The sequence below is a fragment of the Burkholderia sp. Se-20373 genome (assembly GCF_017104705.1).
Taxonomy (GTDB): Bacteria; Pseudomonadota; Gammaproteobacteria; order Burkholderiales; family Burkholderiaceae; genus Burkholderia.
Genome location: NZ_JAAGPH010000015.1, coordinates 63,475 through 84,251 on the forward strand (window position 1 = coordinate 63,475; position 20,777 = coordinate 84,251).

Genomic DNA, 20,777 nt, shown 5'->3' on the forward strand with positions numbered 1-20,777 from the left:
GCGGCGGGCGGAGAGGACGCGGTTTCGAGAGGTGGTGGAGATGAAGGACGCTGGATCGAGAGACAACGAGCACGACACGGCGACACGCGGCGACGCATCCGAATTCGCGGTGCGGCCGCTGCCGCTCGGCCATCGCCTGGGCGAACTGCAGCTCGACGAGGTGCTGGGCATCGGCGGCTTCGGGATCGTCTATCGCGCATTCGACCGCACGTTGCGGCGCGCGGTCGCGATCAAGGAGTACATGCCGTCGATGCTGGCCACGCGCGGCGGCGACTACACGGTGTCGCTGCGCTCCGAGCGGTTCGCGCAGGCCTTCGACGCCGGGCGCGGCGCGTTCCTCAACGAAGCGCGCCTGCTCGCGCAATTCGATCATCCGGGGCTCGTCAAGGTCCTGCATTTCTGGGAAAGCCACGGCACCGCGTACATGGTGATGCCGTTCTACGAAGGGCGCACGCTCAAGCAGCTGCTCGACGGCGGGATGCGGATCAGCGAGACGCAGTTGCGCAACATCGTCGGCGCGCTGCTCGGCGCGCTCGACACGCTGCATCGCGCGCAGTGCTTCCATCGCGACGTCGCGCTCGACAACGTGCTGATCCGCCCGAACGGCAGCGCGATCCTGCTCGACTTCGGCGCGGCGCGCAAACGGATCGGCGACCTGGTCGACGACGGCGCGATGATGATCAAGCCCGGCTACGCGCCGATCGAGCAGTACACCGACGATCCCGCGTTCAGCCAGGGGCCGTGGACCGATCTCTATGCGCTCGGCGCGGTGATGCACGCGATGATCACCGGCGAGCTGCCGCCCGCGGCCGTCGTGCGCAGCATCAAGGACACGTACCGGCCGCTCGCGTCGCGCGAACTGCCGGCCGGCGAGGTGTACAGCCCGGCGTTTCTCGCGGCGGTCGATCATGCGCTGCAGTTGCGGATTCCGGATCGGCCGGAATCGGTCGCGGCGTTCGCGGCGGAGCTCGGGTTGCGGGACGTCGGGACGGGGGGCGGTTATGGCGCGGCGGTCGTGCCGCCAGTGGGTGACGCGGGCAGGAGCGGGGAAGGGAAGGGGGAGGCTTCTGCTGCGTCCGGCGTGGCGTCGGCTGCTGCGGCTGCGTCGGCTGCCGCGGCGGCTTCGATCGGCGCGGGCGGGACCGCTTCGGGCAACGCCGCGGCGGATGGGCGAGCGTTGACAGCCGGTGGTGCGGATCAGGTGTCTACCCCCACGGACACGGCATCCGCAGCGTCTGGCGTGTCCGGCGCCACGCCGGCGGCCGATGCGCCTTCGCCGTCGAAAACCGTCGCGCAAGGCGCCGCCGTTGCGGCTGCGGACTCGCTCGCAGCGTCCGCGGCATCGCATGCGTCTCGATCGTCTGCGAATCCGCTTGAAAAGCCGGCCGAATCCGAAACGCCGAACGGAACCGTCGAACGCGCGAAACAAGCACCCGCTGCACGAACTGACACACACGACGAAGCCGGTACGCGATCCGCCAGTACCGACGCGGACGTCGGCACGCAAGGTGCAGCCGGTTCCGGCAACGCGTACGCATCCGCGGCTGCCGGCGCCGCCGCTTCGACCACACCGCATCCCGCCGCATCGGCTTCGTCATCCGGCGGCGCAGCCGTGCCGACCGGCGCCCAACGCGGCCACGCTCCGCCTGGATCGCGCCACCGCCGCCTGCCTGTCTACGTCGGTAGCGCGCTCGTTGCGTTGATCGCCGTCGGCCTCGCGGCGACTTATCTGTCGCGTCCCGCCCGCGTCGCCGACGAGGCCGCGCCGGTCGCCAGCCAGCCGCAGGCCGGTACGTCACCGCCCGCGAGCACGCCGGGCGCCACGCTGGCCCAGCAAGGGCCGACACCGACCGTCGTGCCGCCGTCCAGCCTCCCGGCCGGATCGTCCGCGCAGGTTCCGCCGCCCCCCGTCGCCGCAGCGCCGGCCAGCGCGCCCGCCGTCGAAGCCGCCACGCCCGCGCCGCAGGTTGCGACCACCGTCACGAACCCGGCCCCGTCGCAAGCAGGTTCCGGTTCCGCCATCGCGCCCGCCGGCAGCCTCGATGCGTCGGAGCGTGTCGTCAACGTGCCGCCGTCGGAAGCGGCCGCCACACCGGCGACTGCGCCGACACAAGCACCGAAGGCGCCGTCGGAGGCAGAGACCGCAGTCGCCGCCGTCAACGCGCCAACGGCCGAGTCGCAACCGCGTCCGCCGAAGGCCCAGGAAACCGTGCAGGTGCGTTTCAACGTGCGGCCCTGGGGCGACGTCTACGTGAACGGCGCGCGGCGCGGTGCCAGCCCGCCGCTGCGCTCGGTATCGCTGACGCCGGGCGTCTACGTGATCGAGATCCGCAACGGCACGCTGCCGCCGTTGCACCGCACCGTGGCGATCGACTTCGGCAGCAAACCGGTCAACATCGACTATGCATTCGAATGACGTCAGCCAGGCGGCGCTGGCCGCCGCCGCATATGCCACGGTGCCGCCCGGCTTGCCGGCGACCCCGCGCGCCGACCTGATCGGCCAACTGCTCGCGGATGTCGCGCCCGATGCGCCGTGCGGCGCGAACCTCGAATACGACGCCGAGTTCCTGCAACTGCAGGAGCGCGCGACGCCGCGCGCCGAGCAGCAGTACGGCGACACCGTGATCCCGGCCGAAGCGCCCGACTGGCGGGCGGTCGAGCGGCTCGCGCTGGCGCTGTCGGCGCGCACGAAGGATCTGCGCGTCATCGCCTGTCTCGCACGAAGCTGGACCGAGCAGCACGGTATTCCGGGCTATGCGGACGCGCTCGCACTTGTCTCGAACCTGCTCGAGCACCGCTGGGACGACCTGCATCCGCGGCTCGACGCGGACGGCGAACCGGACCCGACGCTGCGGATGAACGCGCTCGCCGAGATAGCCGGTGCGCACGACTGCGCGCGCGCGGCGCGGCGCCAGCCGCTGTTCGACGGCGGGCCGAGCGTGCGCGATGCGGAACGGCTGCTCGACGGCGGCGACGACGCCGGCAGCCCCGTGGCGGGCAGCCGCGACAGCCTGCTGGCGGCGCTGTCGGCCGCGCGCGGCGACGGCACGACGCCGCTCGACGCGGCGCGCGCGGCACTGCGCTCGCTGGAGGCGATCCGCGTGGGCGTGACGGACAAGCTGGGTCGCGAATGGGCGCCCGACGAAGGCGATGCGGAGAAAGCGCTGCAACGTATCGTGCGCGAAGTGCCGCTGCCCGAACCGCAACCGGCGTCGCCCGACATGCAGCAGGCCGCGCCCGGCGACACGGCGCAGCCAGGCGCTGACGCAACCGCGCCGGCGGCCATACCGAACGCGCACATCTGGCGCGATGCCGAGGTCACGAGCCGCGACGACGTGCGCCTCGGCCTCGACAAGATGTGCCGCTATTTCGAGCAACACGAGCCGAGCCATCCGGCACCGCTGCTGCTGCGGCGCGCGCAGCGGCTGCTCGCGCTCGACTTCTACGAAATCATCCGCGATCTCGCGCCGGAGAGCCTGCCGAAGCTGGACCTGCTGAGCGGCGAGCGGAGCGAATGAAACGAGCGAGCGCCGCCGCGACGCGGGCGGTGACGACCAACTGCGTAACCTGATCGATGTGAAGGAGTGGACGATGACGGACAGAACCAAGGCGGCAGGCAGCGGACAGAAGTTCATCGCGCGCAATCGGGCGCCGCGCGTGCAGATCGAGTACGACGTCGAGACCTACGGCGCGGAACGCAAGGTGCAGTTGCCGTTCGTGATGGGCGTGATTTCCGACCTGGCGGGCAAGCGTGCGGAGCCGTTGCCGGACTTGCCGGAGCGGAAATTTCTCGAGATCGACGTCGACAACTTCGACGAGCGGATGAAATCGGTCGCACCGCGCGTCGCGTTCCAGGTGCCGAACACGTTGACGGGCGAAGGGATGCTCAACGTCGACATGACGTTCGAGCAGATCGACGATTTCTCGCCGGCCGCGATCGCGCGCAACGTCGACGCGCTGCGCCGGCTGCTGGAGGCGCGCACCGAGCTGTCGAACCTGCTGTCGTACATGGACGGCAAGCACGGCGCCGAGCAGTTGATCGAGCGCGCGATCAACGATCCCGACCTGCTGAAGACGCTCGTGCGCAACCCGCACGAGCCCGCGCAGGGCGGCGACGCGACCCAACCGGAGGCCCGCGATGAATGATCCCGTCCAATCCCGTGCGGACACGCGCGACGCCGCGCAACCGGCCGTCGCGCACGACGAATTCGCCGCGCTGCTGCAGAAGGAATTCAAGCCGAAGACGGCCGAGGCGCGCGAGTCGGTCGAGCGCGCGGTGCGCACACTCGCGCAGCAGGCGCTCGAACATACGGTCGGCATGACGACCGACGCGTACGGCAGCGTGAAGCAGATCATCGCGGAGATCGACCGCAAGCTGTCCGAGCAGATCAACCAGATCCTGCATCACAACGAGTTCCAGACGCTCGAAGGCGCGTGGCGCGGGCTGCATTACCTCGTCACGCACACCGAGACCGACGAGCTGCTGAAGATCAAGGCGCTGCCGGCGTCGCGCAACGAGGTCGCGCGGATGCTGAAGCGCTACAAGGGCGTCGCGTGGGACCAAAGCCCGCTGTTCCGCAAGATCTACGAAGAGGAATACGGGCAGTTCGGCGGCGAGCCGTTCGGCTGCCTGGTCGGCGATTTCCATTTCAACCACAGCCCGCCGGACGTCGAGATGCTCGGCGAGCTGTCGAAGATTGCGGCGGCCGCGCACGCGCCGTTCATCGCCGGCGCATCGCCGGAGCTGATGCAGATGGATTCGTGGCAGGAGCTGTCGAACCCGCGCGACCTGACGAAGATCTTCCAGAACACCGAATACGCGGCGTGGCGCAGCCTGCGGCAGTCGGAGGATTCACGCTACATCGGCCTCGCGATGCCGCGCTTTCTCGCGCGGCTGCCGTACGGCGCGCGCACCAATCCGGTCGACGAATTCGACTTCGAGGAAGACACCGACGCCGCGAACCACGACCGCTACACGTGGGCGAACTCGGCGTACGCGATGGCCGCGAACATCAACCGCTCGTTCAAGCAGTTCGGCTGGTGTTCGTCGATCCGCGGCGTCGAATCGGGCGGGGCGGTCGAAGGGCTGCCGAGCCATACGTTCCCGACCGACGACGGCGGCGTCGACCAGAAATGCCCGACGGAGATCGCGATCAGCGACCGCCGCGAGGCCGAGCTCGCGAAGAACGGTTTCATGCCGTTCGTGCACCGGAAGAACTCGGATTTCGCGGCGTTCATCGGCGCGCAGTCGCTGTACCAGCCGGCCGAGTACCACGATCCCGACGCGACCGCGAACGCGCGGCTGTCCGGCCGCCTGCCGTACCTGTTCGCGTGCTGCCGCTTCGCGCATTACCTGAAGTGCATCGTGCGCGACAAGATCGGCTCGTTCCGCGAACGCGACGACATGGAGCGCTGGCTGAACGACTGGATCATGAACTACGTCGACGGCGACCCGATCAACTCGTCGCAGGAAACCAAGGCGCGCAAGCCGCTCGCGGCCGCACAGGTGGTCGTCGACGAGGTCGAGGACAACCCCGGCTACTACACGTCGAAATTCTTCCTGCGGCCGCACTACCAGCTCGAAGGGCTCACCGTGTCGCTGCGGCTCATCTCGCGGCTGCCGACCGCGAAGGCGGCCAACGAGTGAGCGGCGCGGCAGGCAACGATCGGCATCCAACGCGGCATTCATCCTGACATCGCACTGAAACGGAGACGGCAATGGGCGTGGCAATGTTTATGAAGGTGGACGGCGTGACCGGCGAATCGGCGGACGCGCAGCACAAGGGCTGGACCGACATCCAGTCGTTCACGTGGGGCGCGAGCCAGCCGGGCGCGATGGCGAGCGGCAGCGGCGGCAATGCCGGCAAGGCGAGCTTCAACGATCTCGTCGTCGCCGCGTACATGGACAAGGGCGCGCCCGCGATCATCAAGAACTGCGCGAACGGCAAGCATCTTTCGTCGGTCGAGATCTCCGCGTGCAAGACGGGCGGCACGCAGGTCGAGTTCATGCGCGTGACGCTGCAGGAGGTGCTCGTCACGTCCGCGCAGGTCGCGGGCATCGATCCGGGCGACGTCGCCGACCGGCTGATGATGCATTACGGCTTCCAGGCCGCGAAGGTGAAGAAGCAGTACTGGCAGCAGAACGACAACGGCGGCAAGGGCGCGGAGGTGACCGTCGGCTGGAACATCAAGGAAAACACCGAGATGTGACGGCGTGGAGACGACCATGGACGACCCGCGAACCCGCGACGGCCGGGAAGGCAGCCTGCGCGACCGGCTCCAGCCCGCGCTGCTCGACCGGCTCACCGACGACACGCCGCAGCGCGCCACCGAAGCGCCCGGCGCGCAGTGGATCGGCACCGAACGCCTGCGCGCGGCCGTGCTGCGCGATCTCGCGTGGCTGCTCAACACGCGCAACGCCGAGGACGGCTTCGTCGACTGGTCGGCGTTCGCGCACGCGCAGGCGTCGGTGCTCAACTACGGGATGCGGCCGCTCGTCGGCAAGCCGATGTCGGGCGTCGAGCGGATGTCGGTCGAGGCGTCGATCCGCGACGCGATCCTCCGCTTCGAGCCGCGCATCGCGCCCGACAGCGTCGAAGTCCGCAGCGTGGTCGACGCGGCCGGCGGCCGGGCCGGCGAACGGCGCCACAACGTGCTGCTGTTCGAGATTCGCGGCACGCTGTGGTCGATCCCGCATCCGCTCGAATTCGTGCTGCGCTCCGACCTCGATCTCGAGACGGGCGCGATGTCGCTGCAATCGGCGGCGGGGGCCTGACGCGATGGATACGCGCCTGCTCGACTACTACAACCGCGAACTCGCGTACCTGCGCGAGCTCGGCGGCGAATTCGCGCAGCAGTTCCCGAAAGTGGCCGCGCGGCTGCGGCTCAACGAATCGGGGCCGCCCGACCCGTACGTCGAGCGGCTGCTCGAAGGCTTCAGCTTCCTCACCGCGCGCGTGCAGCTCAAGATGGACGCCGAGTTTCCGCGCTTCACGCAGGCGCTGCTCGATGCCGTGTATCCCGGCTATATCGCGCCGCTGCCGTCGATGGCGATCGTGCGGTTCGCGCCGCTGCTGAACGAAGGCAGCCTCGCGCAAGGCTGGCGGCTGCCGGCCGGCACCGCGCTGCGCGCGTGTCCGGCCGCGTCCGAGCAGACCGCGTGCGAATTCCGCACCGCGCACGACCTGACGCTGTGGCCGCTCGAACTGACCGATGCGACCGTCACCGGTGCGCCGTCGTGGTTGCCGCGCGGCGCGTTCGCGGCGCGTCAGGACGTACGTGGCGCGCTGCGCATCCGGTTGGAGGCGCGCGGCGGCGCCAAACTGTCCCAGTTGCCGCTCGACCGGCTGACGTTTCATCTCGCGGGACCCGAGCGCGACGCGCTGCACCTGCTCGAACTGATCGCCGCGCATGCGCTCGGCGTCGTGTGCCACGATCCCGCGCAGCCGCCGCGCTGGCTGCATACGCTCGATGCCGACGCGATCGTCCACGAGGGCCTCGATCCCGCGCAGGCGATCCTGCCCGACGACGGCCGCAGCTTCCACGGCTATCGGCTGCTGCGCGAGTATTTCGCGTTTCCGGCGCGTTTCCTGTTCTTCAGCGTCGGCGGGCTGCGCGCCGCGCTCGCGCGCGCGACCGGCGACGCGTTCGAGCTGACCGTGCTGTTCGACCGCCATGACGCGGCACTCGAAGCGGCCGTCAGCGCGAAACACCTCGCGCTGAACTGCACGCCGGCCGTGAACCTGTTCGCGCGCCGCGCCGACCGCATTCCGCTGCAGCCGGGCGCGCGCGAGCACCATGTCGTCGTCGATCGCAGCCGGCCGCTCGACTACGAGGTCTATGCGGTGCAGCGGCTCGCGAGCGAGCAGCGCGACGATGGCCGGTCGCGCGAATTCCGGCCGTTTCACGCGTCGTTCGCGAGCGACGACGGCAACCACGGCGCTTACTACACGGTGCGGCGCGAACCGCGGCTGGTGTCCGCTCAGGCACGCGCGAACGGCACGCGCACCGGCTACGTCGGCAGCGAGACCTACGTGTCGCTCGTCGACAGCCAGTGCGCGCCGTACGACGAAACGATGCGTTACCTGGCGGCCGATACCCTGTGCACGAATCGCGATCTCGTGCTGCTGCAGCCGCCGGGCGACGCGAACACGTTCACGCTGCGCGTGTCGGCCCCGGTCGAGAACATCGTCGCGATCCGCGGCCCGTCGCGGCCGCGCCCGCCGATCGCCGATGCGCAAACCGCGTGGCGGCTGATCCGCCATCTCGGGCTCGCACGCCACACGCTGACCGATCTCGACGACGACGAGGGCGCGCATGCGCTGCGCGAACTGCTCGGCCTGCATGCCGACCCGGCCGATGCCGCGATGCGCCGGCAGATCGACGGCGTGCTGCGCGTGGCGTTCTCGCCGGTGTTCCGCCGGCTGCCGGCGTCCGGCCCGCTGATGTTCGGGCGCGGCGTGCAGGTCGACGTGACCGTCGACGATCATGCGTTCTCCGGCGACAGCCCGTTCCTGCTCGGCGCGGTGCTCGAACAGTTCTTCGCGCGGCACGTGTCGATCAACGCGTTCGCCGAATGCGTGCTGACCAGTGCGCAGCGCGGCATGCTCGCACACTGGCCGGCGCGCATCGGCAGGCGGCCCGCGATATGAAGCGCGATATGTCACCGGCTACCGAGCCCGCACGCCGCGACGCGTGGTGGGCACGCCTGCGCGCCGCGCCGCATGGTTACGACCTGTTTCAGGCGCTGCGCTGGCTCGATGCGCTGTCGCCCGGCCGCGCGCCGCTCGGCCATGCGACGCGACCGCGTGACGAGCCGGTGCGGCTCGGGCAGCAGCCGTCGCTCGCGTTCGCGGCGTCGATGCTGGCCGGCGTGAGCGACGAGGGCAGCGGCATGCCGCCGCGCATCGCGATCCACGGGTTCGGGCTGTTCGGCCCGAACGGGCCGCTGCCGACGCATCTGACCGAATACGCGCACGAACGCGCGGCGCAGCACGACGACCCGACGTTCGCCGCGTTCGCCGACCTGTTCCATCACCGGCTGATCCTGCTGTTCTACCGCGCGTGGGCCGACGCGCAGCCGACGGTGAGCCTCGATCGCCCGGAACGCGCACGGTTCGACGGTTATGTCGCGAGCCTGATCGGGCGGCCGGCACACGGCGACAAGCCGACCACGAAAGCCGACATCCACGCCGACGCCGACACGCTCGCGCCGCACGCGCGCTATTTCCACGCGGGCCATCTCGTGCGGCACACGCGCAACCCGGAAGGGCTCGTGCAGATCCTGCGGCGGCATTTCGGTGTCGAGGCGCGCATCGTCGAGCACGTGCCGCAGTGGGTCGCGATCGAACGTTCGCAGCGCTGCACGATCCGCGCGACGCGGCCGACGTTGCGGGTCGGCGCCGTCGCGCTCGGTGTGGCCGTGCGCGATGCGCAGTCGCGCTTCCGGATCGTGCTCGGCCCGCTGTCGCTCGACGCGTACCGCCGTTTCCTGCCGGGCGGCCCGCATGCGCGGCAGCTCGCGCAATGGGTTCGCGAATACGTCGGCATCGAGTTCGACTGGGACGTGCAGCTCGAACTGGCGGCCGACGCGGTGCCGGCGATCGCGCTCGGCGCGCCGCAGGGCATCGGCCGCACCGCGTGGCTCGGGCAACGGCTCGACCCCGGCCCGGCGCGCGACCTCGTCGTCCGCTACGACGTGCGGCGCGGCGGCGCCCCCCTTCATCGCGAAACCGCCTAACCGGGAACCGTCATGTCCGATATCGGCCGCGCCAACCTGTTCGGAAAACTGAATCCGTTCCTCTACGAGACGCTCGAGCAGGCGACCGGCTTCTGCCGGCTGCGCGGCAATCCGTACGTCGAGCTTGCACACTGGTTCAAGCAGATGCTGCAGCGGCCCGACAGCGATCTGCCGCGCGTGCTGCGCCACTTCGGCGTGGACGACGCCGCGCTCGACCGCGGGCTCGTTGCCGCGCTCGACAAGCTGCCGCGCGGCGCGGGCTCGGTGTCGGATCTGTCCGTGCACATCGACGATGCGGTCGAACGCGCGTGGGTCTACGCGACGCTGAAGTACGACGCGGCGCGCATTCGCGGCGCGGTGCTGCTGCTCGCGATCCTGAAGACACCGCAGTTGCGCAACGTGTTGCTGGCGATCGCGCGCGAATTCGAGCGCATCGTGCCGGACGTGCTCGCCGACGAACTCGCGTCGATCGTCGAAGGCTCGCCGGAGGCGCCACCGGCCGGGCAGGCGGCGCCGGGCGGCGACATGACGATGCGCGGCGCGACCGCCGCCGCCTCCGACGGCTCGGCGCTCGCGCGTTTCGCTGTCGACCTGACCGCCCGCGCGCGGGCCGGCGAGATCGATCCGGTGATCGGCCGCGATCCGGAGATTCGCCAGATCGTCGACATCCTGCTGCGACGCCGGCAGAACAACCCGCTGCTGGTCGGCGAGGCCGGCGTCGGCAAGACGGCGGTCGCGGAAGGCTTCGCGCTGCGGATTGCCGCCCGCGACGTGCCGCCGTCGCTGCAGGACGTCGCGCTGTACCTGCTCGACATCGGGCTGCTGCAGGCCGGCGCGAGCGTGAAGGGCGAATTCGAGAGCCGGCTGCGTGGCGTGATCGACGAAGCGATGTCGTCCGAGCGGCCCGCGATCCTGTTCATCGATGAAGTCCACACGCTCGTCGGCGCGGGCGGGGCCGCCGGCACCGGCGACGCCGCGAACCTGCTGAAGCCCGCGCTCGCCCGCGGCCTGCTGCGCACGATCGGCGCGACCACGTGGTCCGAGTACAAGCAGTACATCGAGAAGGACCCGGCGCTGACGCGGCGTTTCCAGCTCGTGCACGTACACGAACCGGAAGAAGCGGCCGCGCTGACGATGCTGCGCGGCCTCGCCGGGAAGCTCGAGCGCCATCACCGCGTGCTCGTGCTCGACGATGCGCTGGAGGCCGCCGTCACGCTGTCGCACCGTTACATTCCCGCTCGCCAGTTGCCGGACAAGGCGATCAGCCTGCTCGATACGGCCTGCGCGCGCGTCGCCGTCAGCCAGCACGCGGTGCCCGCGCCGATCGAAGATGCGCGTCGCCGCATCGACAGCCTGCGCGTCGAACAGGAGCGGATCGCGCGCGAATGCGCGCTCGGCACCGGCGATACGACGCGGCGCGATGCGATCGAGCACGACATTGCTACCGCCCGAACCGAACTCGATCGGCTCGACACGCGCTGGCAAACCGAACGCGACGCCTTGACCGCGATCGTCGATGCCCGCGCGTTGCTGCTCGACGACGATCCGTCCCACGCACTCGATGCGGACGCACGAGCTGCGGCGCAAAACCGTCTCTCGGCTGCCCAGCAGGCGCTGGCCGACCTTCAGGGCGATGCACCGCTCGTGCTGCCGGCCGTCGACCCACACGCGGTGGCCGCCGTCGTGGCCGACTGGACCGGCATTCCGCTCGGCCGTATGGTGCGCGACGAAACGCAGGCCGTGCTGAAGCTCGCCGATACGCTCGGCGAGCGCGTCGTCGGCCAGCAGCACGCGGTCGAACTGATCGCCGAGCGCATCCAGACCGCGCGCGCCAGGCTCGACGATCCGAAGAAGCCGCATGGCGTGTTCCTGCTGTGCGGGCCGTCCGGCGTCGGCAAGACCGAGACCGCGCTTGCGCTGGCCGACACGCTGTACGGCGGCGAACACAACGCGATCACGATCAACATGAGCGAATTCCAGGAAGCGCATACCGTGTCGACGCTGAAGGGCGCGCCGCCCGGCTACGTGGGCTACGGGCAGGGCGGCGTGCTCACCGAAGCCGTGCGCCGCCGCCCGTACAGCGTCGTGCTGCTCGACGAGATCGAGAAGGCGCACCGCGACGTGCACGAGATTTTCTTCCAGGTATTCGACAAGGGCTGGATGGAGGACGGCGAGGGGCGCGACATCGATTTCCGGCATACGGTGATCCTGCTGACCTCGAACGTCGGCGCCGATCGCGTGATGCAGCTGTGCCGCGACCCCGAGCGCCTGCCCGACGTGCAGACGCTCGCCGATGCGCTGCGCGCGCCGCTGCTCGACGTGTTTCCTGCGGCGCTGCTCGGCCGGTTGACGGTCGTGCCGTACTACCCGCTCACCGACGCGACGCTCGCGCGGATCGTCGCGTTGCAATTGCGGCGGATCGAGCAGCGGATCGACGCGCACCACGGCATCCGGCTGCGCTGCACCGATGCGGCGACCGCGCTGGTCGTCGAGCGTTGCCGGACGATCGAATCCGGCGGCCGGATGGTCGACGCGATCCTCACGCACACCGTGATGCCGCGCATCGGTCGCGCGATCCTGGAGGCCACGCTCGAGGGCCGCACGCTGTCGTCGATCGAGCTGAGCGCCGCCGACGGCGAATTCACGTACCGGTTCGACGAGGAGGAATCGACTTGAATCGCGTATTCACACTCGACAGCCCGCACGGCGACGACCTCAAATTCCATACGCTCGACGGCAGCGATGAACTCGGCCGCCTGTTCGAATTCCGGATCGAGGCGCTCGCCGACAGTCACAGCCTGTCGCTCAAGGACCTGCTCGGCAAGCCCGTGACGGTCCGGATCGAACAGCAGGACCTGTCGACCCGGTACCTGAACGGGATCGTTGCGCGCGCATCGCTTTGCGGCCGGCGCGCCGAGCGCTACTACGGCTACGAGCTGATCGTGCGCCCATGGCTGTGGCTCGCGACGCGCCGCTCCGATTGCCGAATCTTCCAGAACAAGACCGTGCCCGAGATCGTGCAGGAGGTGCTGTCGACGTACGGCTTTCCGATCGAGAACCACCTCGCCGAATCGTATGTGCCGCGCGACTATTGCGTGCAGTACAACGAGACCGATGCCGCGTTCGTGTCGCGGCTGATGGAGTTCGAGGGGATCTACTTCTGGTTCCGGCATGCGGAGGACACGCATACGCTGATGCTCGGCGACGCGATGTCGTCGCATACGGTGCTGCCCGGCTACGAGACGATTCCGTACATCGCGCGCGACCGCACCGCGATCGCCGACGAGGAGCACATCGACGGCTGGCTGCCCGCGCAGGCGGTGAGCGTCGGCCGGCACCAGACCACCGACTACGATTATACGAAGCCGCGCGCCGATCTTTCGTCGCAGAAGGTCGATCCGCGTGGGCACGATCACGACGGTTTTGCGTCGTTCGAGTGGCCGGGTGGTTATCGCGACGATGCGCCAGGCGCGCATTACAGCCGCGTGCGGCTCGAGGAACAGCAGGCCGAACATGAGCGGGCGAACGCCGATACCGACGTGCGGGGTGTCGCGCCCGGGTATCTGTTCACGCTCGAACATTGCCCGCGCGCCGACCAGAACCGCGAGTACCTGATCGTGCGCTGCCAGTACCGGTTTCAGGAAAACGCGTATGCGAGCGACCAAGGTGCGGAGGCCGTCGTGCATCAGACGATGATGCTCGTGCAGCCGTCGAGCCTGCCTTACCGGTCGCCGCGCGAGACGCCGCGGCCGCGCACCAACGGGCCGCAGACGGCCACTGTCGTCGGGCCGCCTGGGGAGGAAATCTGGACCGACCAGTACGGGCGCGTGAAGCTGCAGTTCCGTTGGGATCGGTATGGGCAGAGCAATCAGGATTCGTCGTGCTGGGTGCGGGTGTCGAGTCCCTGGGCCGGGGGTGGGTTCGGGGGCGTGCAGATTCCGCGGGTGGGCGACGAGGTGGTGGTCGATTTTCTGAATGGCGATCCCGATGAGCCGATCGTCACCGGGCGGGTTTTCAACGGCGAGAAGATGCCGCCGTGGGGGTTGCCCGGAAGTGCGACGCAGAGCGGGCTGCTGTCGCGGTCGTCGCCGGGTGGGACGACCGACCACGCCAATGCATTCCGGTTCGAGGACAAGAAGGGCGCCGAGCAACTGTGGATGCATGCCGAGCGAAATTTCGATGCGGAGACGGAGCTCGATCATTCGCTGTCCGTCGGGAACAACCATACGCATACGGTCGGGAACGACGAAACGATGCAGGTGAAGAACAACCGGCAACGGAGTGTCGGGCAAAACGAGACGGTGAATATCGGGCAGAACCGGGTCGCGCAGATCGGGGCGAACGAGACGCATGGGGTTGTCGGCAACCGGACGCGGACGGTCGGGCAGAACGAAACGGTGACGATCGCCGCGAATCGTGACGCGACCATCGGTGGTGTGCATACCGAGACGGTCGCCAAAGCCAAGACCGAAACGATCGGCGAGGGCAAGACGTTGAGCGTCGCGCAGCTTTATCACACGACGTCTCAGGACATGAAGACGCAGGTCGCCTCCACGCATACCGAGGAAATCGGCACGCGAACGTCGACGATCGCGAACGCCCATACGCACACGGTCGGCGGCGAACACACCGTCAACGTCGGTGCGAGCCATACGACGAACGTGCAGCATCAGGTGACCGTCAACGCCGGCGACCAGCTTTCGCTCGTCTGCGGGATGTCCAGCATCGTGATGAAGCGCGACGGCACGATCATGATCCAGGGCGTCAATGTCGCATCGACCGGTACCGAAAGCCACAGTGTGCGCGGAACGACGGTGACGTCGTCGGCCACGGGCGAGCATACGGTAGAAGGCACCGTCCTGAAACTGAATCCATGATGGAGGTCCGCACGAATGCAGCAGAACTGGCAGCCGACCAATCCCGTTGAGCGCAGGTTCATGGACGCGCATTCGGACTGGATGCGTTTCGCGAAGGACAAGGCCGCTCGGTTGATGATCTGGTACACGGATGAAGCGGATTCTCCGCTCGTGCGGTTGTATTTTCAGGCTCAGGAGGACACGTCGTGCGCGGTTCAAACGATGCGCACGGCGTTCGTGACCGAAACGCGCTACGCACAGGCGTTGGCCGACGAGCTGATTGCCTTCTACGACAGCCGCCACGCTGCATCCGACGCAGCGGGAATCCGTACTGACTGGCAGCCGCCGTTTTTCGACGGCGTCGATCCGGTCCGTTACCTGTTCACCGTGGCCACCAGCCTGATCGAACATCACCCGGATGTGTTCCCGGCACTGGTATTAGTGCTCGCGCCGTCCCGCACGGATGACGAATCCGCATGGGTGCAGTGGATGGATGGCCTGCTGTCGACCCTCGCCGCGACGCCGCAACTGGGTGAGCGCGTGCGCTTCGTCGTGCCACGCACGGTTATCGAGCCGCTCGCGCCGCTGGTTCAGCATCATCCGAATCTGGTCAGCATCGTGCACGGCCGGTATTCGATGGCGAGCGTGCCGCGCGAACTGCTCGCGGAGTCGGGTGAACGCGGATCGAGCGGCGAATTCCGGCGGCTGTTCGTCACGATGAGCGAGACGGTAAAAGGCGGAAATCCCGCGCGTCTCGAAGCACTTCGCGCGGCGGCGCTGGAAGTGGCCGGGCGCGAGAAGTGGTTCGACCAGTGCGTCGTCGTACATCTAATTGCGGGTGCCGCATATCTGAAATGGCGCGACCACGAGCATGCCGTCGATGCGTATCGGCAAGCAGCGGAAAGCGGCACGCATGCGGTGAACGCCGGACATCCGGCCGGCTGGAAGCTCGTCGCCAACGGATTGTTCGGCGAGGCGAGCGTGCATCTGATGGTGAAGGATCATGCGCGCGCCGCTTACTGCTACGAGCGGGCGGCCGCGTCGACGGCCGCCGCGCAGGATGCGTTGATGACCGTCGAAGCGTGGCGCATGAGCGCCGTATGCTGGGAGCGGGCAGGGGAGCGCGAGCACGCGCTGGAAGCCGGCTTCAATGCACTTGATGCGGGCTTGACGCTGGACGACGCGACACGCCTGAACAGCAACCTGCAACTCGTCGTCGAGTGGATGGTGTCGCAGGTCGGGGCGTTCGACCGGCGTCGCGCCGAACTCCGCGAGAAAGTCGCCGCCTTGCGCGGCGGCTGAACGGAGACGCCCATGGGATTGCCCGCGGTCAAACATCTCGATCCGGTCGTCGGTGTCGACCTGCATTCGGTATTGGTGGCGCCGAGTCCGACACCGGTATTCCTGCCGCATCCCCATGTCGGGTTCATGCTTGACCTGCGCGAATATGTGAACGCTGCATTGGGCGTCATTGGTGCGATCGCCTTCACGATCATCGAGGAAAAGGCGGTTGAATATCTTGAAGACCATCCGGACGACGCGAAGAAGCTCGAGGACACAGCCCATGCCGTTTCCGGCGAGCTTCAGAAACTGGCGAAGGATCCCACTGTTGCCCAAGCGTTGAAGGGGGCAAAGACTGCGGGCGATATCGCAAACGCGGTGGGGGCGGGCGTCGGGATGGGCAGCATCGCGGGTCGGCCGATCTTCGTAAACGGGATGCTGCGGGCGACCGCGGGTACGCATGCATTCCATGCGCCGGCGCTGCATTTTCCGCTCGGCGAATCGTTCGCGCCACCCGATCCGGACCCGTCGAACGACGCGGAAGCTTACATGGGCAGCAAGACCGTGCTCGCGAACAACGACCCGATGGCGTTCCTGGCGCTGCCGGCGATGAGTTGCTGGGCGGTCGGGCTGGAACCGCCCGCGCACAACGGAGCGCATACGAAGCGCGAGCATCTGTCGTTGCCGACGTCGTTCATGCTGCCGATTCCGACCGGACGCCCGGTGCTGGTTGGTGGACCGCCGATCGTCAATATGGCGGCGCTGGCGAAGGGATTGTTCAAGGCGTTCCGCGGGTCGGAGTGGGCGAAGACGCTGGCGGACAAGCTGCATTTGAAGCCGGGTTTTCTCAAGTGTAAGGTGCTGCATGCGGAGCCGGTTGATACAACGACAGGCGAGGTCGTTGTCCGACAGGAGGATTTCACCGTCGCCGGTCGACTACCTTTGACCTGGGTTCGCCGCTACATCAGTGGCAATACCGGCGCCGGCGTAGTCGGCGTGGGCTGGCAAACACCGGCCGATATTCGCCTCGAGTGGGTCGTATATGACGGTGCGACCGGGCTCATTGCACACTTTCCAGACCACACCACAGCCTTCGACTCGATACCGGACGACGGTGGATGGCCGGCACGCATTCGCGACTGGCAGTACGGTCACGCACTGTACCGCTGCGGCGAATTGCTGACGTTGAGAACCCGCACCGGAATTGAGTACGTCTACGCGATACCCCACGCCCCGCTTTGGCCCACGAGCGGACGCCCGGTGACATTCCTCGTGCAACACATTTCCGATCCATCCGGCAACGCGTGGGAATTCGTGCGGCGCCCCGAAGGGCAGCCATTGCGGATAGTAGAGTGGCGAGGCGACGGGTTGACCGGACGCAGGATCGAATGTTGCATAAACGAATGCATCGATGGCAATCGCGAACACCGCGTCGATCGGCTCTCGTCGATGACATTGATCGATACGGAAGGGCGCCCTCATCCACTGGTGAACTATGAATACGACCGAGACGGAAATCTCGCTGTTGCGTTCGACGCGCTGGGGCACGACCGTCGGTTCGAGTATATCGACGGGCACATGATGACGTGTCACACCAATGCCCTTGGCGCCTCATTCCGGTACAGCTATCGTCAACAGCAAGACGGAAAATGGCGCGTCGATCATGCGTGGGGACGAGATGGATTATTCGATTATCGATTCGACTACGACGTCCGTCTGGGTGAAACACGTATCACCAATTCGCTTGGACACACATCGATCATGCAAATCAACTCGCGCGGCATGCCGGTCTCGCTCATTGATCCGCTCGGCGGCGTATCGTCGTATCGATATGACGAACGGGGTCGAACTTGTGCGGAAACCGATCCGGACGGACACACATACCGATGGGAATATGACGACGATGCCAATCTCCTGGCCGAGTATCGGCCCGATGGAAGTGCGACTCGGGTCACGCTTGATAAGCATGGACGACCGTCTACCGTCACGCTGCCCGACGGCCGGAAATGGCATTATGAATGGGATGCGGTCGGCAACCTGATTGCTCAACAAACACCCGCGCAAGCAATATACAAATTCGAATACGACCGCAGCGGTCAACTTGTGTCAAGCGTTGGGCCCATCGACGCCGTGTCCACATTCTCCTACGACCAGGACGGCAACCTGGCCGAAATCATCGACTCAAGCGGATCGCGAGTCAGATACGAATACGATGCTCGTGGAAATACGATACGCGTCGATGACGAAACCGGGCGTAGTCAGCGCTATGAGTATGATCGCGTGGGCAACCTGAAACAGGCGTGGACCTCGGGCGGGGGTGAAATTCACTGCGCCTACGACGCCGACGACAACCTGATCGGATACCGGGACCACGCCGGCGGCTTGTTCTCGGCTCGCTATTCGGACATCGGGCAAATCATTGCCCGTACTGCGCCAGATGGATCCGTTGTCGAGTATCGCTACGACACCGAGGGGCGGGTGATCGAAATCGTCAACGAAAAGGGCGAGTGCTATGCACTGCTGCGAGACGCGAACGGCGGGATAGTCAGAGCCACCGATTACCACGGGAACGTGCGTACCTACGAATATAGTCTCGGCGGTCGGCTGCTGGCCACGACGAATGGCATTGGCGGGGCGATTGCCTACGAGACGGATACCCTGGGACGAATCGTTAGGAAGCGTGTTTCGGATCCGCGACAGTCCGACGCCGTTCGGGTCGAGACATTCGAATACGATCGCGGCGACAACCTGGTTTCAGCGAACAATCCCGATAGCCACATCGAACGGCGATACGATGATTCGGGGCGGCTCGTCGAAGAGAAGCAGGGCGACGATTTCACCATAGCGTGGACGTACGACGTGACGCGTGCGCCGATCGAACGCGTCACCCGACTTAGAATCGGTACCGAAGTACTGGTCCGCACGATTCGCTACGCCTACCGTGCGTCGGGGTTGCTCGAATCGCTCCAGATTGACGACGGGTTGCCGATCGTGCTGGAACGAGACGCGAACGGCAATGTTTTCCGCGAACGACTGACCGCGAACCTCGGACGCGAATTCAACTGGACAGCAAACGGGCAGTTGACCGCGCAAAGGATGATGCATGGAACTCGTGAGTTGTTTTCCAGTGAATATCTGTATGACGATCATGGTGAGCCGTCCGAGAAACACAACTCCTGGTCAATGGCCGAGCGATACGAATATGATGCCTTTGGGCATTTGATTGGACATGACGACGCGGCGGGCGTCCGCCGCCGGTTCAAGTACGACCCGACCGGCAACCTCGCAATGGAATCCGGACCACACAGAGTCCATCATGAAGCGTCACCGTTTCCTGAAAACCTCCTCCGTTCGCAACGAGTCATTCTGGATGGAAACGGGTGGCGCGCATTCGATCATGCCGGACATGTTTGTGCACTGACGGTCGATCGCCATGAACTGACCTTGGGATGGGATGCGACGAGCCAGTTGATCAACACATCTTCCCGACGGCAAGAAATCGACGAATATGGTTCTCTACATACCGAGGCCACCGTCGCTACCTGCTACGACTACGATGTTTTCGGTCGCCGCGTCAGAAAAATAACGACGACGAGATCCGCCGAACCATTGCACGCGGACGCATCTAACGAGAGCGTGACGACCACGAACTTCTTCTGGGACGGCGACACGCTTGTGGCCGAGCATACGGTGAGCGGTGCCATGAATCGCGAACGCGAGCCTGCCCAATCGAATGCCAACTCCAACGAAACTCAATTTCGAGGTACGGTGCAAGAGTGGATTTATTACCCAGGTACATTCCGGCCGTTGACGAGTATTTCACGCTCATACGACTTCGAACACACTACAGGCCACAAAGGAGTCGGCACGGCCAGTCTGAGCGATACGACCTTCGGATGGTTCTATCTGGATCCCAACGGCTTGCCCGCAAGAGTGATCGACGACAATGGCTCGGTGACATGGGAAGGGCGATTCGATCCGTGGGGTACCGAAAACCCGCCGGCGGAAACAGGCCACGCCCATCAACCTTTGCGATTTCAAGGGCAATACTACGATGATGAAACTGGTCTGCACTATAACCGCCATCGATACTATGGCCCGGCTTCCGGAAATTTCATGTGTGCCGATCCAATCGGCTTGCGCGGCGGCAATAATTTGTATGCGTATGCACCCAATCCGCTGGCATGGATCGATCCCACGGGACTCATACACTACATTGGCATCACGTCGTTCGGTCAGGGGGCTACGGACTGGCTGCATACCGAATGGAACAGCGGTGAGGCTGGACGCAAAGCCATTCTGGATCCCAATAGGAACTTCGGTGGATTCATCCCGGATAGCGGCAATCCTGAGCAATACGCATTCAATATTCCCAAGGCCAAGAACAAGGTCGGCATCGATGTGCATACCGAGGAAGTTATCGCAGGAGGCGATGGCGTGACGGCCTTGCCGTCCGGACTGCTCATAACAGAGCGAATGCCGTGCGACGAGCGATGCCGACCGAATGTCGAGCAATCGGCAGTTCATACGGTCCATCATTTGCAGCACCGAGGATTCTTTCCGGCGGACAAGAATCTCGAACGCGTATCGATCCGTCTCATGGCGGTCTTCAATATGGATCTTCCGAGCGTGCTCAAGGCGTTCAGACATAAGAATGGCTGGAGTTGTCCCGATATCGCTCCGTGAAGTGGAAGACTCTACGGCCGTCGTTGACGAGTCCGGTGAACTCGGATGAATCTTATTTGACATAACGTGAATTATCGACTGAAAAATCTGTAGCAGCCATATCCTAATGTCGTGTTCTGGCTATTTACAGATGTCGTGTTTTTGACTGCTGGCATGCTGGACGGCTCGTTGAGCGAGCGCGGAGCCGACCATGCAGCCAGCCGGATTGGTGACAC

The 20,777-nt window shown here is 66.2% G+C and carries 12 protein-coding genes; all 12 read left to right on the plus strand.

What is annotated here, in order from left to right; all coding sequences use genetic code 11:
• Nucleotides 1-40: 40 nt before the first annotated feature.
• The 12 genes from G3N96_RS08170 to G3N96_RS08225 all read left to right on the plus strand — a co-directional run bounded on the left by G3N96_RS08170 (nucleotide 41) and on the right by G3N96_RS08225 (nucleotide 20,562).
• A complete protein-coding gene (locus G3N96_RS08170) occupies nucleotides 41-2,416 on the plus strand; it encodes a serine/threonine-protein kinase (RefSeq protein WP_206136890.1) in 2,376 nt (791 codons plus the stop codon).
• Nucleotides 2,403-3,518: a type VI secretion system protein TssA gene (tssA, locus tag G3N96_RS08175; RefSeq protein WP_241022546.1), complete on the plus strand. Its 1,116-nt coding sequence runs from the start codon at nucleotides 2,403-2,405 to the stop codon at nucleotides 3,516-3,518. The genes G3N96_RS08170 and tssA overlap by 14 nt, the downstream gene beginning before the upstream one ends.
• Before the next feature lie 73 nt (nucleotides 3,519-3,591).
• Nucleotides 3,592-4,146, plus strand: a complete 555-nt coding sequence (gene tssB, locus G3N96_RS08180) for a type VI secretion system contractile sheath small subunit (RefSeq protein WP_011355191.1) — start codon at nucleotides 3,592-3,594, stop codon at nucleotides 4,144-4,146.
• On the plus strand, nucleotides 4,139-5,647 hold the full coding sequence (tssC, locus tag G3N96_RS08185) for a type VI secretion system contractile sheath large subunit (RefSeq protein WP_046547841.1): 1,509 nt from the start codon (nucleotides 4,139-4,141) through the stop codon (nucleotides 5,645-5,647). The genes tssB and tssC overlap by 8 nt, the downstream gene beginning before the upstream one ends.
• Before the next feature lie 71 nt (nucleotides 5,648-5,718).
• Nucleotides 5,719-6,210 carry a type VI secretion system tube protein Hcp gene (locus G3N96_RS08190; protein ID WP_027791618.1) on the plus strand — a complete coding sequence of 164 codons (492 nt, stop codon included), beginning with the start codon at nucleotides 5,719-5,721 and terminating at the stop codon, nucleotides 6,208-6,210.
• 16 nt (nucleotides 6,211-6,226) lie between these two features.
• A complete protein-coding gene (tssE, locus tag G3N96_RS08195; protein ID WP_206136891.1) occupies nucleotides 6,227-6,775 on the plus strand; it encodes a type VI secretion system baseplate subunit TssE in 549 nt (182 codons plus the stop codon).
• 4 nt (nucleotides 6,776-6,779) lie between these two features.
• The gene (tssF, locus tag G3N96_RS08200) at nucleotides 6,780-8,651 is read left to right on the plus strand and encodes a type VI secretion system baseplate subunit TssF (RefSeq protein ID WP_206136892.1); all 1,872 of its coding nucleotides are present in this window, start codon (nucleotides 6,780-6,782) and stop codon (nucleotides 8,649-8,651) included.
• Nucleotides 8,648-9,739: a type VI secretion system baseplate subunit TssG gene (gene tssG, locus G3N96_RS08205; protein WP_206136893.1), complete on the plus strand. Its 1,092-nt coding sequence runs from the start codon at nucleotides 8,648-8,650 to the stop codon at nucleotides 9,737-9,739. Before tssF ends, tssG begins: the two co-directional genes overlap by 4 nt.
• A 12-nt stretch (nucleotides 9,740-9,751) precedes the next feature.
• Nucleotides 9,752-12,415: a type VI secretion system ATPase TssH gene (tssH, locus tag G3N96_RS08210; protein WP_206136894.1), complete on the plus strand. Its 2,664-nt coding sequence runs from the start codon at nucleotides 9,752-9,754 to the stop codon at nucleotides 12,413-12,415.
• Nucleotides 12,412-14,616: a type VI secretion system tip protein VgrG gene (gene tssI, locus G3N96_RS08215; protein ID WP_206136895.1), complete on the plus strand. Its 2,205-nt coding sequence runs from the start codon at nucleotides 12,412-12,414 to the stop codon at nucleotides 14,614-14,616. The genes tssH and tssI overlap by 4 nt, the downstream gene beginning before the upstream one ends.
• A 15-nt stretch (nucleotides 14,617-14,631) precedes the next feature.
• Nucleotides 14,632-15,897, plus strand: coding sequence for a hypothetical protein (locus G3N96_RS08220; protein ID WP_241022547.1), 1,266 nt, complete (start codon nucleotides 14,632-14,634; stop codon nucleotides 15,895-15,897).
• 12 nt (nucleotides 15,898-15,909) lie between these two features.
• Nucleotides 15,910-20,562 (plus strand): RHS repeat-associated core domain-containing protein, encoded by a 4,653-nt coding sequence (locus tag G3N96_RS08225; RefSeq protein WP_206136897.1) that lies wholly within the window; start codon nucleotides 15,910-15,912, stop codon nucleotides 20,560-20,562.
• The last annotated feature ends 215 nt before the right edge of the window (nucleotides 20,563-20,777 follow it).

Coding starts and splice junctions, on each gene's coding strand:
- G3N96_RS08225 (WP_206136897.1), top strand. CDS start 15,910: ATGGGATTGCCCGCGGTCAAACATCTCGATCCGGTCGTCGGTGTCGAC.
- tssH (WP_206136894.1), top strand. CDS start 9,752: ATGTCCGATATCGGCCGCGCCAACCTGTTCGGAAAACTGAATCCGTTC.
- tssF (WP_206136892.1), top strand. CDS start 6,780: ATGGATACGCGCCTGCTCGACTACTACAACCGCGAACTCGCGTACCTG.
- G3N96_RS08190 (WP_027791618.1), top strand. CDS start 5,719: ATGGGCGTGGCAATGTTTATGAAGGTGGACGGCGTGACCGGCGAATCG.
- tssB (WP_011355191.1), top strand. CDS start 3,592: ATGACGGACAGAACCAAGGCGGCAGGCAGCGGACAGAAGTTCATCGCG.
- tssC (WP_046547841.1), top strand. CDS start 4,139: ATGAATGATCCCGTCCAATCCCGTGCGGACACGCGCGACGCCGCGCAA.
- tssA (WP_241022546.1), top strand. CDS start 2,403: ATGCATTCGAATGACGTCAGCCAGGCGGCGCTGGCCGCCGCCGCATAT.
- tssG (WP_206136893.1), top strand. CDS start 8,648: ATGAAGCGCGATATGTCACCGGCTACCGAGCCCGCACGCCGCGACGCG.
- G3N96_RS08170 (WP_206136890.1), top strand. CDS start 41: ATGAAGGACGCTGGATCGAGAGACAACGAGCACGACACGGCGACACGC.
- tssE (WP_206136891.1), top strand. CDS start 6,227: ATGGACGACCCGCGAACCCGCGACGGCCGGGAAGGCAGCCTGCGCGAC.
- G3N96_RS08220 (WP_241022547.1), top strand. CDS start 14,632: ATGCAGCAGAACTGGCAGCCGACCAATCCCGTTGAGCGCAGGTTCATG.